Origin of the sequence: uncultured Blautia sp. (assembly GCF_902497045.1) — a bacterium.
Classification (GTDB): domain Bacteria; phylum Bacillota; class Clostridia; order Lachnospirales; family Lachnospiraceae; genus Blautia_A.
The window spans coordinates 1-17,162 of sequence record NZ_CABVDF010000042.1; the positions used below are offsets into that span (position 1 = coordinate 1).

The 17,162-nt window shown below is 44.3% G+C and carries 12 protein-coding genes; all 12 read right to left on the reverse strand.

The features are described 5' to 3' along the window. Positions 1-87: 87 nt before the first annotated feature. The 12 genes from RDS42_RS05090 to RDS42_RS05145 all read right to left on the reverse strand — a co-directional run bounded on the left by RDS42_RS05090 (position 88) and on the right by RDS42_RS05145 (position 17,063). Entirely contained in the window at positions 88-1,275 is a 1,188-nt protein-coding gene (locus RDS42_RS05090) for a peptidyl-prolyl cis-trans isomerase (RefSeq protein ID WP_308782694.1), read from the reverse strand. A 118-nt stretch (positions 1,276-1,393) separates the two neighbouring features. Continuing rightward, entirely contained in the window at positions 1,394-4,711 is a 3,318-nt protein-coding gene (mfd, locus tag RDS42_RS05095; protein ID WP_308782695.1) for a transcription-repair coupling factor, read from the reverse strand. Then, on the reverse strand, positions 4,708-5,286 hold the full coding sequence (pth, locus tag RDS42_RS05100; protein WP_308782696.1) for an aminoacyl-tRNA hydrolase: 579 nt from the start codon (positions 5,284-5,286) through the stop codon (positions 4,708-4,710). Before pth ends, mfd begins: the two co-directional genes overlap by 4 nt. Positions 5,287-5,301: 15 nt before the next feature. Beyond that, positions 5,302-6,252, reverse strand: a complete 951-nt coding sequence (locus RDS42_RS05105; RefSeq protein WP_308782697.1) for a GTP-binding protein — start codon at positions 6,250-6,252, stop codon at positions 5,302-5,304. Positions 6,253-6,265: 13 nt separating this feature from the next. Beyond that, positions 6,266-7,345: a GTP-binding protein gene (locus RDS42_RS05110; RefSeq protein ID WP_308782698.1), complete on the reverse strand. Its 1,080-nt coding sequence runs from the start codon at positions 7,343-7,345 to the stop codon at positions 6,266-6,268. 170 nt (positions 7,346-7,515) lie between these two features. Continuing rightward, a complete protein-coding gene (locus RDS42_RS05115; RefSeq protein WP_177296925.1) occupies positions 7,516-7,749 on the reverse strand; it encodes a polya polymerase in 234 nt (77 codons plus the stop codon). A 153-nt stretch (positions 7,750-7,902) separates the two neighbouring features. After that, on the reverse strand, positions 7,903-9,789 hold the full coding sequence (gene glgB / locus RDS42_RS05120; RefSeq protein WP_308782699.1) for a 1,4-alpha-glucan branching protein GlgB: 1,887 nt from the start codon (positions 9,787-9,789) through the stop codon (positions 7,903-7,905). A gap of 28 nt (positions 9,790-9,817) precedes the next feature. After that, positions 9,818-11,170 carry an alpha-amylase family glycosyl hydrolase gene (locus RDS42_RS05125; protein ID WP_308782703.1) on the reverse strand — a complete coding sequence of 451 codons (1,353 nt, stop codon included), beginning with the start codon at positions 11,168-11,170 and terminating at the stop codon, positions 9,818-9,820. A 191-nt stretch (positions 11,171-11,361) separates the two neighbouring features. Beyond that, positions 11,362-12,693 (reverse strand): polysaccharide deacetylase family protein, encoded by a 1,332-nt coding sequence (locus RDS42_RS05130; RefSeq protein ID WP_308782700.1) that lies wholly within the window; start codon positions 12,691-12,693, stop codon positions 11,362-11,364. A gap of 179 nt (positions 12,694-12,872) precedes the next feature. Next, positions 12,873-14,162 carry an FKBP-type peptidyl-prolyl cis-trans isomerase gene (locus RDS42_RS05135; protein ID WP_308782701.1) on the reverse strand — a complete coding sequence of 430 codons (1,290 nt, stop codon included), beginning with the start codon at positions 14,160-14,162 and terminating at the stop codon, positions 12,873-12,875. Between the two features lie 25 nt (positions 14,163-14,187). Further along, a complete protein-coding gene (locus tag RDS42_RS05140; RefSeq protein ID WP_308782702.1) occupies positions 14,188-15,525 on the reverse strand; it encodes a polysaccharide deacetylase family protein in 1,338 nt (445 codons plus the stop codon). 17 nt (positions 15,526-15,542) lie between these two features. After that, a complete protein-coding gene (locus RDS42_RS05145; protein WP_331602729.1) occupies positions 15,543-17,063 on the reverse strand; it encodes a polysaccharide deacetylase family protein in 1,521 nt (506 codons plus the stop codon). Positions 17,064-17,162 lie beyond the last annotated feature (99 nt).

The window sequence follows — 17,162 nt, forward strand, 5'->3', positions numbered from 1 at the left end:
TCTACCTCTGCCTGATAGGAATACATCTGCTTAATGTCTTAACTAAATGACATTGCCATTCGGGCTCCCCTTTTTATTTTGTCTCTTTTATTCTGCGGCTTCTTCTCCTGCTGCCTCAGCCTCTTCTTCTGCCGGCACCAGTACCTCATCTTCCGGAAGCTCCTCGGAGGAAGCATCCTCTGCGGTTTCTTCTGCAGGTGTCTCCTCTGGTGCAGCTTCTGCATCTTCTGTTTCAGGTACAGAAATGACAAATTTATTGTTGTCTGTAATGGTAAGAGTTTTCAGAACTTTTTTATCTACAGTGATTTCTGCTTCCTCTCTCCAGCTTGCAGTTGTATCTGTATAAAGCTCGTTCTTTCTTTCTTCAATGATGGAATCCTTTTTATCTGCAGTGGCTTCCTCATCATTGATCTTATCCAGTCTGACAACATAATATCCTGTGTCTGTTTCAATTACATCCGGTCCCATTTCTCCGTCTTTAAGGGATCTGAGTACCTCCAGTACCTTGGCCGGATAACTGGAAGAAGCATCATCCTCATCCTTCGGAGCTGTTGTATCAAAGGTTCCGTCAAGAGCTGTATATTCTTCATTAACTGCTTTTACGACCTCATCAAAGTCCGCTTCCGGATCTTTTTTCATATTATCCAGGATTTCCTGTGCTTCCTCTTTTTTCTTCTTTATTTCCTTTTCTTCAAGATCTGCCGTACTGATGCTGACATAACTGAAAGAAGACTGCTGTGACTCTTCTTCTGATACTTCTGTATCTACGTCTGCCACAATAGGATCATGCATACGGGCCTCATAAGTCCTGAGTTCCAGATAAGTTTTTACCTGCTCTTCCGTAACCGCCAGCTTTTCAATGGTTTCCTCACTGTTGGCCTTTATAAATTCTGCTGCCGCTTCTGCAATGGCTTTCTGATCTTCTTCTGTGATCTCCACACCATAATCAGCCGCCTTTTCTTTCATGATATACATAGTCTCCAGTTCCTCCAGAGACTGCTCTACTGCCTGCTGGCCAAAGGTTTTGCCTTCTTCTGCCTCTGTGTCCCAGATAGCAAAGTCAGAACCTCCCATAAAGCTTGCATACATTGCTTCTGTCTGAGCCTGACTCTGACGTACCATGATGCTCAGTACACCCATTGGAATTTCTGTTCCATCCACGGTTGCAACTGTTTTGGCACCATCTAATTTTTTCTCACCGCAGCCTGTAAGCATTCCCATAGCCATTACACCTGCAAGTGCGGCAACAGCTGCTCTCTTTGATATTTTTTTCATATTATCCTCCATTGTAGCCTGATTTCATAGCTACAAGTATAAACTTTTTTCCCTCTGAGGGCAAGGAGAAACACAAAAATACATGATTTTTCACATATTCCGCACAATTTTATGTGCACTACTCCTCCACAAGCTGATTCAGTTCCTCCAGAAATCCTGTAAGTGCTTCCAGCACGCGCCCCTGAGGAGTAAAAATAAATTTTGGTTCCTGCTCTGCCTTAAACTGCAGTCCTCTCCGATACTTCTGCATCAGTACCGGAATACCGGCTGGATTGATCTGCGCCTTTTCATACAGTGTGATCCGCATATCTTTTCCCAGCTGTTTGATCTCTGTTACATAGGTTCTGTGGGCAAGAGCCTTCATCCTTGCGATAGCCAGAAGGTTCAGCACGGCTTTGGGCATCTCTCCGAAACGATCCAGAAGCTCTTCCAGCATATCGTCATAGTCCTGCTGATTTTCAATACCGGCGATCCTTTTATAAATATCCAGTTTCTGATATTCGTTGCTGATATAGGAATCCGGAATAAAAGCGTCCATAGTCAGATCGATGGTTGTCTCAAAGTCCTCCATAGTATGGATTCCTTTGGCTTCCTTTACCGCCTCACTGAGCATTTTACAATAAAGATCATATCCTACTGCGTTCATATGGCCGTGCTGCTCCGCTCCCAGAAGATTCCCTGCACCGCGAAGTTCAAGATCGCGCATGGCAATTTTGAATCCGCTTCCCAGATCTGTATATTCCCTGATAGCAGAAAGCCTTTTTTCTGCGGTTTCCTTCAGCATGGTATTTTTACGGTACATGAGAAACGCATATGCTGTCCGGTTGGATCGTCCGATACGTCCCCGAAGCTGATAGAGCTGAGACAGACCGTAACGGTCAGAATCATGGATGATCATTGTATTTACATTAGAGATATCAAGACCTGTCTCAATGATAGTGGTAGAGACCAGCACATCAATATCCCCATTAATAAAGGCAAACATTACACCCTCCAGCTCCCGTTCACTCATCTGACCATGTGCAAAATCGATCCTCGCATCCGGAAGCAGCTTGGAAAGACGCAATGCTACCTCTGCAATATCATTGACCCGGTTATATACATAATAAACCTGACCGCCCCGGCGCAGCTCACGGTTTACCGCCTCTCTTACTGTTTCTTCATCATACTCCATTACATAAGTCTGAATAGGCACACGATCCATTGGAGGCTCTTCCAGCACGCTCATATCACGGATTCCGATAAGACTCATATGAAGTGTCCTTGGAATAGGAGTCGCTGTCAATGTAAGAACGTCAATATCTTTTTTCAGCTGCTTGATCTTTTCTTTATGAGCAACGCCAAATCTCTGTTCCTCATCAATGATCAAAAGTCCCAGATTCTTAAATTCCACATCCTTTGACAGAACCCGGTGGGTTCCCACGATAATATCCACCTGACCTTTTTTCAGGTCATTGATGGTCTTCTGCTGCTGGGCGGCAGTGCGGAAACGGCACAGAAGATCTACCCTTACCGGAAATTCTTTCATCCTCTGAACAAAGGTATTATAAACCTGCTGAGCAAGGATGGTAGTAGGAACAAGATAAATGACCTGACGGCTTTCCTGTACTGCCTTAAAAGCTGCACGAAGAGCAATTTCCGTCTTTCCGTAGCCTACGTCTCCGCACACCAGACGATCCATGATCTTGGTGCTTTCCATATCTTTTTTTGTATCTTCAATAGCTGCAAGCTGATCTTCTGTTTCCTCATAGGGAAACATCTCCTCAAACTCTCTCTGCCATACGGTGTCCGGTCCGCACACATAGCCTTCCTTTTCCTGACGCACTGCATAAAGCTCCACCAGTTCTTTGGCAATATTCCGCACTGCGCCCTTTACCCTGGACTTTGTCTTTTTCCACTCCTGGCCGCCCAGTTTATTCAGCCTTGGAGCTTTTGCCGCCTCTGCACCGGAATATTTCTGCAGAGAATCCAGCTGTGTTGCAAGAATATAAAGATTGCTTCCGCCCCGGTATTCGATCTTGATATAATCCTTGACGATCCGGTCTACTTCGACCTTTTCAATTCCTTTATAAATACCAAGTCCATGTTTCTCATGAACAACAAAATCTCCAATAGACAGTTCCGAAAAATCCTGGATTCTCTGGCCGCTGTAATTTTTCTTTTTCTTTCTGGGCTTCTGCTCCTTGCCAAAAATATCCGTCTCTGTGATCACAGCAAATTTTACCAGAGGATATTCAAAGCCTTTTCGGGCATGACCGTATACCACCATGATCTCTCCCGGTTCCAGAATACGCTCGCTGTCCTGCCCGTAAAAAGCGTTAAGACCCTCATCCTGCAAATCCTTTGCCAGCCGCTCTGCCCTTGTTCTGGATCCGGACATCAGTACAGTCTGATATCCCTGCTTTTTATATTTCTGCAGATCCTTTACCAGAAGCTCGAAGCTGCTCTGATAGGAGCTCATGGATTTTACAGTAAGATTGTGTACTCCTGTGATGTTCCATCCGGATCTCTTTGGTTCCAGAGAAGAAAGCGACACACAGTTTCTTCTGTTCAGTTTCCGGCAGACTTCCTCCCAGGAGCACATCCAGCCTTCCGAAAGATTCTGTTCTCCTTTTTCTTCACGGTTCCGGCAGCTCTGACGAAATTCCTCTTCCACCGCTTTTGCATTTTCTGTAAGCCGGTTCGGTTCATCCAGAAATATCATGGAATTCTCCGGGTCAAAATAATCCAGAAATGTAATTCCGCTTTTTTCCACCTGCGGTTCTGCTGCCGGATAGATCACAATCTCCTCCAGATTTTCAATGGAGCGCTGACTCTGGGCATCAAAGCTTCGGATAGAATCAATTTCATCTCCCCACAGCTCAATTCTCCATGGATTTTCTTCTGTAAGAGAATAAATGTCAATAATTCCTCCCCTTACGGAAAACTGTCCCGGCATTTCTACCTGGCCCACACGTTCATATCCCATGGCAACAAGATCTGTTTTCAGCTTGTCAATATCCAGCTGGCTGTCATTGCGAAAAGAAAGGATCTGTCCACGAATCTCCTGAAGCGGTGCCAGAAAATCCATACAGCCGTCCATGCTTGTGACCACAGTGATCTCTTTTTCAGTCAGAAGAGCCCGTATCACCTGCATCCTCTGACGGATCAGAAGATTTCCGTGAATATCCGCCTGAAAGAAAAGAAGATCCCTGGCCGGATAATAATAAACATTTTTTTCATAAAAACGATAATCTTCATAAATCTGTTTTGCGCTGCGCTCATCCTCAGAAATGATCAGATGACATGGAAAGAGCCCGGAAAGCCCATATATCATATGTGCTTTCTGGGACTCCATACAGCCGCTGACAGCCAGGACACCACGATTATTTTTCGCCTGTTCCTGGATTTCCTCCATCTCTGCTAACTTTTGCAGAGGCTGCAAAAATGTTTTCATACGACCCCCGTTTTTTTGTTGAACTCATTCATGGCTGCGTCTGTTCCTTTGGAAAGGATCATTTCCACAGCCTTTGCCGCACGCTCCTGCGCCTCGTCCACCAGCTTTCTCTGCTGAGTATCAAATCTTCCCAGAACATGATCCGCCAGATCCCACCCCTGAGGCTTGGCTCCTACGCCGACCTTGATGCGGACAAATTTCTGTGTTCCCAGCTGTTTGATCAGATCCTTGATCCCGTTATGTCCTCCGGCGCTTCCCTGCTTCCGGATCCTTAACTGTCCCGGCTCCAGATCAATATCGTCATAAATCACGATCATTTCTGTTTCCGGATCAATCTTAAAATAATGTGCCATATCCCTTACAGGACCGCCGCTCAGATTCATATAAGAAAGAGGTTTCATCAGAAGCACCTGTTCTCCTCCGATGATTCCCTTTCCATACATAGCATTGAATTTTACGCCGCCCTGGGGAATCCTGTGTTCCTCCACCAGACGGTCGATCACATCAAAGCCCATATTGTGCCGGGTGGCTTCATACTGCCTTCCTGGATTCCCCAGACCAACTACTAAATACATGCCTTTTCTCCTTGCTTAATTAAAATATACCATTTCTTCTTCCAGAGGCTCGCAGGGTTCTACAAAATCTGCATAAAGCACGATTCCTTCTCCCTGATATTCCATACGGTTTTCAATTCCTACCTTTGCAGTAACCTCCACCCACTGTCCCGGATTCAGCTTTGGTGCAAAAGCGCTTTTGCACACATATCCCAGGAACGTAGTATCATCTGCACAGCAGGTCATTGCGGTACGGCCCGGAACAAAGAATTTACTTCCCATTCCTCTTGGCTTCATAACTCTTGCCTTAAATTTCACAGTTTTATCTACATAGGTCTCCGGATGATCCATGGCGTCCACAAACCAGATTCCATAATCCTCCGGAAGTATCTCAATCACCGGAGCGTTGACATCAAAAGGCATCTCATCCTGGAAAATATCATCCAGCTCGCCTTCTTCATCCTCGAAGATCACCTCTGCCCTCTGGTTTGCAACCTTGATTCCTCTTCTGTAGGTGGCAAGAGGATCTTCTTTTTTGCAGCGGTTAAATACAACCATATCGCTGCCTCTCACCATATCCATAAAAATAGACTTCATATTTGCCATATACATCTGGAAGGTGCTTGCATCCACACAGGTGATTTGCTGTTCTATCCCCCATCCTGCTGGTTTTTCCATTTTTTCAAAATTGCTTACCAGCCACATACCGTTATATTCTATGATCACTCTTTCGGGCTGGTACAGGATATCCATTGCTGCCAGACGGTCTGGAGTAAGGTCTTCTTCTTTTTCAATAACCTCCACTACCGTATTGCTCATTTCCAGAACTGTTTTGTCATATTCCTCTTCGCCCTCTTCGCAAAGGATCAGAAGCGTCCTTCCCTCTGTATAAAAATAATCCTGCTGCAGGGTAAAATTCAGAAAAGAGGTCTTTCCGCTTTCCAGAAAGCCTGTAAGCAGATAAATAGGTACTGTAATCTCGTTCATCCTTATTCTCCTTTTATAATCCGAAGAGTTCTGCCAGTCTGTCCTCGTTTAATTTTGAGCCGATCACGCAAAGACGGCCTGTATACTCCGGCGTACCCTCACGAAGCTCTGTTTCTTCCGGAACCATATCAAAATAAATCCAGGTTCCATCCTCTGCAGGAAGCATTCCCTTTGCACGGAGAATCACTCCATACTCCTCTGATCCTGACAGAGTCTCCAGGATCTTCTCAAGATTTTCTCTGGAATATTTCTTAACAGTTTCGCGGCCCCAGCTGGTAAACACCTCGTCTGCATGATGATGGTGATGGTCATGGCCGCATCCGCACTCATGATCATGATGATGTTCGTGATCGTGATGGTGTTCATGGTCATGATGGTGTTCGTGGTCATGGCCGCATCCGCACTCATGGTCATGATCCTCGTGATGATGACCGTGCTCATGTACATGTCCACATTCCGGGCATACTTCCTCGTCCATCATTTCCTGCTCCAGAGATACCGGATGCTCCATTACTTCCAGAAGCTTCTTTCCATCCAGCTTTTCGATCGGAGTGGTAATAATAGCGGCTTTGGCATTCAGACCTCGAAGAAGTTCCATAGACTGCATGGCTTTTTCCTCATCCACGATATCTGTTCTGCTCATGATGACAGCTCCTGCATACTCTACCTGATTGTTAAAAAATTCTCCAAAGTTTCTCATATACATTTTACATTTCTTGGCATCTACCACTGTTGTATAGCTGTTCAGCACAAGACCTGTCTCTTCCTGCACATCCTTAACCGCACGGATTACATCAGATAATTTGCCTACTCCAGATGGCTCAATAAGAATCCTGTCCGGATGATACTTCTCGATTACTTCTTTCAAAGATGTACCGAAATCTCCTACCAGCGAACAGCAGATACATCCGGAATTCATTTCCCGGATCTCAATTCCTGCTTCTTTCAGGAATCCCCCGTCAATACCGATCTCACCGAATTCATTTTCGATCAGAACAACCTGTTCCTCCTGAAAAGCCTCCTGAAGAAGTTTTTTGATAAGCGTTGTTTTGCCGGCTCCAAGAAAGCCGGAGATAATGTCAATTTTTGTCATGATCTATACCCCTTTTCTTATTTAACGCACATTTGACCAGGAAGCAAAAACACCCCCTGGTCGCATCTGTTTATTTTTTATTATAAACGCCTGCTCTCTGTTCTATTCAAAATCTCAGCAGGCACATAACGGGGACATGAACCTGTCATGCCCCCGCTTTTGCATCCATATCAGCCGTTGATCATAAAGTTTAACAGCTTATCAATATCCTCTTTCTCATAAGCAACGATTTCCAGCTCCGGGATCTCTCCGCCGGAGAAGATATTTGCCAGAGATACATACTGGGAAAGTTTGGATTTCAGGTTCAGTCTGTCTCCCTCTCCTGTTACAAGCTCAACTTTACCTGTACAGCTATCTACTACCTCAAAAAATTTGTCTACATCTTTAATATTGGATACTTTCATTTTCATTCTCCTTTCAGGATTCTATTATCGATTCTTCGTCATCAGTAATTGTCTGAACTTTCAGACGCATACAGTATAACCTATCTTTTCACAAAAAGCAATATTTTTTCTTCCAAAAATCAGGGCAAATTTATCCTAAATCTATCCAAAATATCAGTATGTAAATACTGCAACTCCATATGGCGGCAGTGAATATGCAAAAGAATACTCTCTGTTATCGCATTCTTTTGTTTCAGCCTTAAATATCTGCGGTTTTTCCAAAAGCCCGTGTTCGTCCATGATCAGCTTATACTGTTTCTTTTTCGGAACGCCCACCCGATAGTCGGTACGTTCTACCGGTGTAAAGTTTACAACAAACAAAAGGTTATTTCTCTTAGTGGGAGATTTACGCATAAAGCTGAAAATGCTTCTGTCTCCGTCATCCGCATTGATCCACTCAAAGCCTTCCGGATCATTATCTCCGCCATAAAGAGCCGGATACTTCCTGTACATATGGAGAAGTGTCTTTACAAAATCCTGAAGATCCTTATGATTATCTTCGCCTAAAAGGAACCAGTCAAGCTCTCTTTCCTCACTCCATTCACGCAGCTGTCCAAATTCCTGCCCCATAAACAGAAGTTTTTTGCCTGGATGGAAGAACATAAACGCATAGGCAGCCTTCAGATTCTTAAACTTATCATCCGGATAACCCGGCATCTTGTTCAGCATGGAGCATTTCAGATGAACTACTTCATCATGGGAAAGCACAAGAACATATTTCTCACTGTACGCATAGGTCATGGAAAAAGTCATCTTATTATGATTAAACTTACGGAAATAGGGATCCAGCTTCATATATTCCAAAAAGTCATTCATCCATCCCATGTTCCATTTCAGAGAAAATCCAAGTCCGTCATCCTCTGCTTTTCCCGTAACCATCGGCCAGGCCGTAGACTCTTCTGCGATCATCACAGTTCCATGGTTTCTTCCCAGTACAACAGTATTCAAATGCTTGAAAAATTCAATAGCCTCCAGGTTCTTATTATCACCATATTTATTTGCAACCCACTGTCCGTCCTGTTTGCCGTAATCCAGATAAAGCATGGAAGCCACCGCATCCACCCGAAGACCGTCCACATGACATTCCTCTATCCAGAAAAGAGCGTTTGCGATCAGGAAATTCTTAACCTCCGGACGTCCATAATTATAAATCTTGGTTCCCCAATCCGGATGCTCTCCCTGACGCGGATCCTGGTGCTCATAAACAGCAGTTCCGTCAAATTCTGCCAGACCATGGGCATCTTTTGGAAAATGTGCCGGAACCCAGTCAAGAATAACGCCGATCTTGTTCCTGTGAAGGTAATCTACCATGTACTTAAAATCCTGTGCGGTTCCATAACGGGAGGTAGGTGCATAATAACCGGTAACCTGATACCCCCAGGAGCCGTCAAAAGGATGCTCAGCAATTCCCATTAATTCCACATGAGTATATCCCATTTCTTTTACGTATTTCGCAAGATCATGGGCAAATTCCCGATAATTATAAAATCCGTTTTCATCCTCATCATTTACCGGATGTTTTTTCCAGGAGCCTGGATGTACCTCATAGATGGACATAGCATCTGTAACTTCATTAAACTCCTGGCGTTTCTTCATCCATGTTGCATCTTTCCACTTATAAGCACTGATATCTGCAACTCTGGAAGCTGTTCCCGGACGAAGTTCTGCTTCGTTGGCATAGGGATCCGCCTTGTAAAGCTCTTCTCCGTGCATACCCACAATAAAAAACTTGTAGAGATCTCCAATCTTTGCTCCGGGCACAAAAACCTCAAACACCCCAATAGGTCCGGCCTTTTTCATAGGGTTAGCTTTTGTATCCCATTTATTAAAATCTCCGATTACAGAAACGGACTGTGCATTTGGCGCCCATACAGCAAAATAAACGCCCTTTTTTCTTCCTTCCACAGCAGGATGCGCGCCAAGCTTTTTATAAATATCATAGTGGGTTCCCTGTCCAAACAGATATTGATCCAACTCTGAAAACTGCATTTTCTCTCCCATCAGAAAATACCTCCCTTAATCCTTTTATTTACTTAAATTTAATAATCTCACTTTCATTAGGTGCAAGAGTTACACAGATACAGCCATCCTGCACCACAGCTTCTTTTTTGCTGATCAGGCTTATATAGCTTTTTCCTCCCTCTGGGATCCTGATCCTGAGTTCTGCCGGATTTTCATCATTGTTCACTGCCACCACAATTCCTTCTCCATCCAGCTTCCTGGCAAAAGCATACTGCCTGTTAGTCAGAAGCAGTTCCTGATAACTTCCGTCTGTCAGTGACGCTTCCTCTGCATGTATCCTTCCCAAAAACTTCACCCATTCCAGAAGTTTCGGATCATCAGGCTTCTCCAGCGCCGCTTCAATATCCACTGCCGGACGAAGAAGATCATCGTTCGAGCCCTCCTTACGCCCCTGGATTCCCCATTCTGAACCATAATAAATGGAAGGAATTCCCGGAAGCGTAAACAGAAGCGTATACACCGGATAAATATGACCTGGTATCTTCAATTTAGACGCGATTCTGTCCACATCATGATTGTCCACAAAGGAGTACAGGCGAAGACCTTTATAAATTCCTCCGTTTGCATCAAACTCTCTGCGGATCGTATGGGCGATCTCAAAATAATTATGATCATTATGTCCGGAATAAAGTCCCTTATGCAGTTCATAATTTGTTACAGAATCCAGCATTTCCGGTTTTACATAGCGGCTGTAATCTCCATGGATCACCTCTCCCATCAGCCAGAAATCTTTCTTCTTCTCATTTGTAAACCGTCTCATATCCTCCATAAAAGAAAATTCCAGACAGTCTGCACAATCCAGACGGATTCCGTCTATGTCAAACTCATCAATCCAGAAGCCGATCACATCCAGCAGGTATTCTCTTACCTTTGGCTCCCAAAGGTTCAAATTCACCAACTCAAAACAGTTTCTCCAGGCTTCATACCCAAATCCGTCATTATAAGGGGAATTCCATCCGAAATTAATTCCCTTATACCAGCTGCAGTATGGAGACTGCTCTCTGTTTTTCTGTATATCCTGAAAAGCAAAAAATTCTCTTCCGGTGTGATTGAACACTCCGTCCACCACAACCCGTATATCAATTTTGTGCGCTTCTGCCACAAATTTTTTAAAATCTTCATTATCCCCAAGACGTCTGTCAACCACTCTGTAATCCCGTGTGTCATAGCCGTGTGTTGACGATTCAAATAACGGCCCGATATAGATGGCTGTACATCCCAGTTCCTTAATATGAGGCAGCCATTTCATCAGACTGTCAAATCTGTGAACTGTCTCTGTACCTTCATTTTTCCTTGGCGCTCCGGTCATTCCGATCGGATACATGTGATAAAATACTGCTTCTTCAAACCATTTGCCCACTACGCTGTCCTCCTGTCTCAGACCCATTTCCGGCTCCGAGATAATCTATTCTTATTATACCCAAATTCAGGTATCTCTTCAACAGGATTTTACGCCATGCAGGACGTACTGATGCAGAAAAAAGACGAACAGGAACGCTTCCGCTTTCCTGTTCGTCTTTAAACAGTTGTTCTTATTTACCTCAAAATAAATCAGTATTCTTCGCTTCCGTCAGAGTAGTCTTCTCCTCCATCAGAATAGTCTTCTTCACTTCCGTCAGAATAATCTTCTCCGCTGTCAGAGTAGCCTTCTTCACTTCCGTCAGAAATATCACTTCCCTCATCAGAGTTCTCCTCTGAACTGTCTGACTCAAGAAGAGGACCATTATAGCCCGGCACCAGACCTTTCGCAAGACTGCTGTCCCAGAAGTCTGCATAAGAAGCATACTGCAGTTCAACATCTTTTGCTTCTGCAAGCTCACTGACCGTCATCAGTTTATAGCCTTTTTCCACAAGCTGAGGAATAATCTGAAGCGCTGCCTGTACGGAAGGCTCATGAATATCATGCATCAAAATAATGGAACCGTCTGTCAGATCCCCGTTCATAACTGCATCCACTGTAGCCTCTGTACTCATGGTCTTCCAGTCAAGTGTATCCAGCGACCACATAAAGAAAGGTTTCTGTGCAAGCTGGAACTCTCTGTCCCCTGCTGCCCCATAAGGTGCGCGGGCTACAGTTGACTTCTGTCCGCAGGCTTTCTCAAGAGCTGCATCTGTCTTCTGGATCTGTTCTATTACCTGATCATCTGAAAGCCCCTGCAGCGTTACTTCCGGATGATTCCAGCTGTGATTTCCAAGCTCACATCCAATATCCAGCATCCTCTGCACCGTAGACTCCCATTCTCCTACATTAATCCCCTGCATGAAGAAGGTTGCATGAGCATTATTCTCTTCCAGACAGTCCAGAAGCTGGTCTGTATACTGTCCCGGACCGTCGTCAAAGGTCAGCGCAAGCCTTGGCTTATGTTTATCCGGATTATAGGATCCGTCATCATTAAAGTACAGATCATCAAATCCGTCGCTTACCCATCCGGTCTGTATGTACCCGTTGTCATCAAAGGAATACGTCTTGCCGTCTATTTCCTGCATACCTCCGGCATAATAGGTTCTGTCATAATTCTGATACCATTTACCATTTTCATCTTCGTGCCAGCCGGCTGTCATATCAGAGGCTTTTGTAATATGGGAGACTGTTGCAAGGGGCATCCTGACAGCCTCTCCTTCTTCCTTCTTTTCTGTATTTTCTGCAGTCTCTTCTCCGGTGTCTCCGGCCTCTGCCGTTTTATCTGCATCAGCTTCCACCTGCACCGGTTTGTCCGCATCTTTTCCACTGATTCCTTTTGCTATAGGCAGAATCACACCTTTTACAATAAAAACAACAACCAGTATAACTGCAAGTATGTAACCGCCCAGCTTCATCATCTTCCGGCGGCGCAGCTGCTGCTGTTTCTTACGCATCCTTTCTCGTAATACTTTTTTATCCATCTGTTTCCCACCCGTTATTCCCTGAATCTATATTTGTTTGTCGTGTCTATCATACTCTATTTTCCAGAGAAATACAATAGAACTTCCTGTGGGATTTTGACATTTTTCTTAAATTTTCCTAAAATCATCCATTTTTGCAATTTTACCACATACATCACTGCCAAAACTGGTCTGACACCTTATCCTTCTACTACATCAGCCTCTGTTTCAGCGCCTTCGCTCTCTGTCTGCGGATTGGCAGTATCCTCAGCTGTATCATACATACCATCCTCTTCCAGAGCATCTTCATTCTCAGCCGGCTCTGCGCTTCCGCCTGTCTTTTCATTGATCTCTGCATTATCCACAATAAACTTTTCTACTCTGAGAAGAGCCAGGGATTCATTGACCGCTGTCTGTCCATAATACTCTACAAGCTCCTGAATATCGGCAGCTCCATACTGCTGTATCAGTTCTTTCTGGACTTCCTCTGCTGTTTCATCTTCAAAGCTTAAATCTTCCTGATCCATGATATACTGTACGATCAGATTCTGTTCCACCTTGGCCTCAGCGTACTGTCTGCACTCTTCTTCATACTCTTCTTCCGTGATTCCCTGAGATTTCAAAAACTCACTCATATCCATCTGAGCCTCATCCACATATTCCTGGTTCAGTGCCTTATATGCTTCCACAGCGGCCTTGATATCCTCTTCCGGATATTCTTTTATCTCAGAAGTTTCCAGAACCTGATTCCATGCCTGTGTCTGCAGGGCATATCCTGCCATTTCTTCTGCGTCTGCCTGAAGTTCTTTCTTTACAGCTTCTCTGTATTCCGCCACAGTTTTGCTTTCTGTATTTGCTGCTACCCATTCGTCTGTAAGTTCGGGAGTCCTGCTGATCTTCTGTACAGTCACCTCATATACGGCAGATTTCCCAGCTACTTCGCTGTCATAATATTCTTCCGGGAAATTAACAGAAATCTCCTTTGTCTCACCTTTTTTCATTCCCAGAACACCCTGGTCGAATTCCTCTGTGATTCCGCTTTGTCCAACAAGCAGGTCAAAATCCTGTTCTGATCCTCCCTCAAAAGACTTTCCGTCTATAGTTCCTGTAAAGTTGATCCTTACCTGATCTCCTGTTTCCACAGAAGCTCCCTGCACCTCTTCCGGATTCTCCTGAAGACGGAATTCTATTTCAACGTCAGTCTCGCTGTCTGAAACAGGTGAAACCACCTTGTCAAGCTTCAGACCTTTATAGTCCCCCACTGTAACATACTTGGATATATCTTCTGCTGAAACAAGTCTGACGGATTCTTTTGCCTTATCTTTTGTGTCTTCCTCTTTTGCTTTATCCACTTTCTCTTCTTTTTCCTTTGTTTCAGCGGCATTTTCTGTCTTTTCCGCTGTTTTTTCCTCTTTTCCGCCGCCTGCACAGGCCGTCATACCAAGAACCATACACATTGTCAACATTGCTGCAACTGTTTTTTTCTTCATAATAAAATTTCTCCTTTCGGTCAAATCACATTTCCGGAACCGGCGTAGGTCTTGAGCTGTCCCACACCTGCGATACATCAAAAAGATCGCTGAGCATTTCCGGATTATAATACATCCGGTATCCATCCAGGTTTCGTCTTCCCTGACGCAGATACTGATCTGTAAGCTGAACAAAATACTGACTGGAATCTACATTACAGTAATAGTCATAGCCTCTGCTCTTATAGTACTGGAATTTTGGATTATCTGCCGAATATCCTTCCCATCCGCCGATATCTGCTCCAAAAGCAAAGATGATCATATCTGTTTTTCCCAGGATGGGAGCCACATAAGCTTCCCATTTTTCATTATCTGCCTTCAGATCCTCTGCTGAACGGTCGGTAGCATTCATATGCCCCCAGGTATGACTGGCAAATTCCCAGCCGTCTGCCTTCATGGCATCTGCGATTTTTTTCGCTTCTGCTACCTCTTTGTCATAGTCAAAATCCGGATTAGCCTGCAGGAATGCCTTCTGGTCATCCTGAAGATTTTCTTTTGTTTTATAGGCAATATCTGTGCGGTATCCCAAAACTCCGTTATATCCTGTCATAGCCAGGATTCCCTTACGTCCGTGATAAGAAAAATCCGGATGCTGCTTTACAAACTCATCGATCAGAGGAACCATATCGTAATTCCCTACGGAAACTGTTCCGTCATCCTCAATATATTCGTTCTTCACCTCTCCGTTTTCGTCAAGGATCAGTTTTGATGCGTAGCCGTCTCCATCCATATAATGATAATAACTTACATCATCCTGAGAAAGGACAAATGGGATTTTGCCCTTCGGAAGCATAATTTTTCCGCGGCTCATGGTACCGTCCTCATTCACTGATGCCATATCATGAAGGCTTACCATAACATATCCCTTTTCATACATGATCTGGATGATCTTATTAAATTCATCGATTGTAGTCATCATCTGATTATAGCCGCCTTCATCTTTATCACCGTCAAAAGCCTTGGCGGTATCCTTGATCAATGTATGGAAAAACACATGTGTGATCTGTTCGATAGGATATTCCACCAGCGAGGCTTTTGCCACCTGACATTTGGCGGCAATGTCCATATAATCTTTGTTCTTATCAAAATCTTTCTGACTTTTCAGAAGCCTGATCGCCCCATCATAATCATACTGGGCATACATAGTCTTTGCCTGCTCCAGCACAGATTCTGCTGAGGTATTTTTTTTATCTGAAGTATTTTTATCTTTAGAAGAGGACACCGGCATATAAACTGCCGTTTCCGCTCCGCTGTTCCAATCCGGCAGAATCCCGCTCCCAACTGCTGTCACAGCAAGCAGAACTGCCAGAAGTGTTTTTTTCATTTTTATGTTCCCCTTTCTCAGCCCATAGGAGGCACCGGCGTCGGTCTGCTTGGATCAAATACAGCCTTGGCATCAAAAAGATCCTCCAAAAGTTCCGGATTGTAATACATTCGATATCCGTCCAGGTTTCTTCTTCCCTGGCGGAAATACCGGTCTCTGATCTGTACAAAATATTTGCTGGAGTCTACATTACAGAAATAATTGTATCCGGCGCTTTTCAGGTACTCAAATTTATCTCCGGAATAATCTTCCTGAACTGTAAGGTCTGTTCCAAATGCAAAAATGATAATGTCGGTTCCCCCGATCAGCGGATCCACATTTTCCTGAAATTTCTTTGTATCAGTCTGAAGATGCTCCAGACTGATCTCTCCTACATTCTGATGTCCCCAGGTATGGCTTGCAAACTCCCATCCGTTTGCCTTCATGGCATCAGCAACCTTTTTTGCACCTTCCCGTTCTTTTTCAAGACTGAAATCCGGATGTGCCTCCAGCCACTCCACCTTATTTGCGTCCAGATCGTCCGGCCTTGTTTCATAACTGATGTCTGTCCGGTAGCCCAGAATTCCATTGTATCCTGTCAGAGCCAGGATTCCTTTTGCTCCTCTGTAGGAAAAATCCGGATGCTGTTCCACAAAACGGTCGATCAGCGGCACCATGTCATAATCGCCAATTGAGATGGATCCGTCTGTCTCCACATACTCGTTGCGTATCTTTCCTTCATCATCTACAATAAGCTTGGAAGCATAACCGTCGCCATCCATATAATGATAATAGCAAAGGTCATCCTGAGAAAGGACAAACGGAATCTTTCCCGGCGGAAGCAGGATCTCTCCCCTTGTAATATTGCCGTCTGCATCTGCTTTTGCCATATCCTTGACGCTGACCATTACATAGCCTTTATCATACATGGTCTGGGTAATCTTATTAAACTCATCAATAGTAGTCATTACCTGATTATAGTCCCCCTCCTTGTAATCACCGTCAAAGGCTCTTGAGGGATCCTTGATCAGAGAATGATAAAAGACATGAGTCACCTCTTCCAGAGGCCAGGATACACAGGAATTTCTGGTCTCCTCATATTTGCTGACCGCCGCCTGCATTTCTGCATTTTCACTATAACTGCTGTCGGCCTTGAGAAGCTGGATCGCTGCATCATAATCGTACTGGGCAGCCTTTTGCTGTGCTTCTGCCAGAACGTCTGTCTGCACAGAAGCCTGTTGGCTTTCCTTTTCTTTTTCGTCCTTTTTCTGATCCTGTGAAGCTTCTTTTCCGGAAGTTTTCGTAAGAACAAATTGAGCGATCCCATTGACTGCCCCGACTACTACAACAAGTGAAACAACAGCTGCAGCCCCCAGAACAGCAATTTTCTTACGGCGTGCATTTCTTTTTTGCCGGAGTTTCCTCTGCCTTCTCTTCTCTCTCAGTTCCGCAAAATACTGGTCTCTTTCTTCCTCCGTCATAAGCTCCGGATCTTTTTTCTTCCTGTCCGTATCTTTTATGACCTTCTGGTCTTTTTTTATTCTGTCTTTCTCTCCCATATTAACTCCTGGTGTTTATTTTTCTGTAATTTTAATATACCCAATGTTCAGGCCTTTATCCTCAACATTTTTCGTCAAATTGTGTCGTTTTGAATATTA

What these genes read in the sequence shown, in the direction of transcription:
- RDS42_RS05090 (WP_308782694.1), bottom strand. Translation starts at nt 1,275, where the DNA reads ATGAAAAAAATATCAAAGAGAGCAGCTGTTGCCGCACTTGCAGGTGTA.
- mfd (WP_308782695.1), bottom strand. Translation starts at nt 4,711, where the DNA reads ATGAAAACATTTTTGCAGCCTCTGCAAAAGTTAGCAGAGATGGAGGAA.
- pth (WP_308782696.1), bottom strand. Translation starts at nt 5,286, where the DNA reads ATGTATTTAGTAGTTGGTCTGGGGAATCCAGGAAGGCAGTATGAAGCC.
- RDS42_RS05105 (WP_308782697.1), bottom strand. Translation starts at nt 6,252, where the DNA reads ATGAACGAGATTACAGTACCTATTTATCTGCTTACAGGCTTTCTGGAA.
- RDS42_RS05110 (WP_308782698.1), bottom strand. Translation starts at nt 7,345, where the DNA reads ATGACAAAAATTGACATTATCTCCGGCTTTCTTGGAGCCGGCAAAACA.
- RDS42_RS05115 (WP_177296925.1), bottom strand. Translation starts at nt 7,749, where the DNA reads ATGAAAGTATCCAATATTAAAGATGTAGACAAATTTTTTGAGGTAGTA.
- glgB (WP_308782699.1), bottom strand. Translation starts at nt 9,789, where the DNA reads ATGGGAGAGAAAATGCAGTTTTCAGAGTTGGATCAATATCTGTTTGGA.
- RDS42_RS05130 (WP_308782700.1), bottom strand. Translation starts at nt 12,693, where the DNA reads ATGGATAAAAAAGTATTACGAGAAAGGATGCGTAAGAAACAGCAGCAG.
- RDS42_RS05135 (WP_308782701.1), bottom strand. Translation starts at nt 14,162, where the DNA reads ATGAAGAAAAAAACAGTTGCAGCAATGTTGACAATGTGTATGGTTCTT.
- RDS42_RS05140 (WP_308782702.1), bottom strand. Translation starts at nt 15,525, where the DNA reads ATGAAAAAAACACTTCTGGCAGTTCTGCTTGCTGTGACAGCAGTTGGG.
- RDS42_RS05145 (WP_331602729.1), bottom strand. Translation starts at nt 17,063, where the DNA reads ATGGGAGAGAAAGACAGAATAAAAAAAGACCAGAAGGTCATAAAAGAT.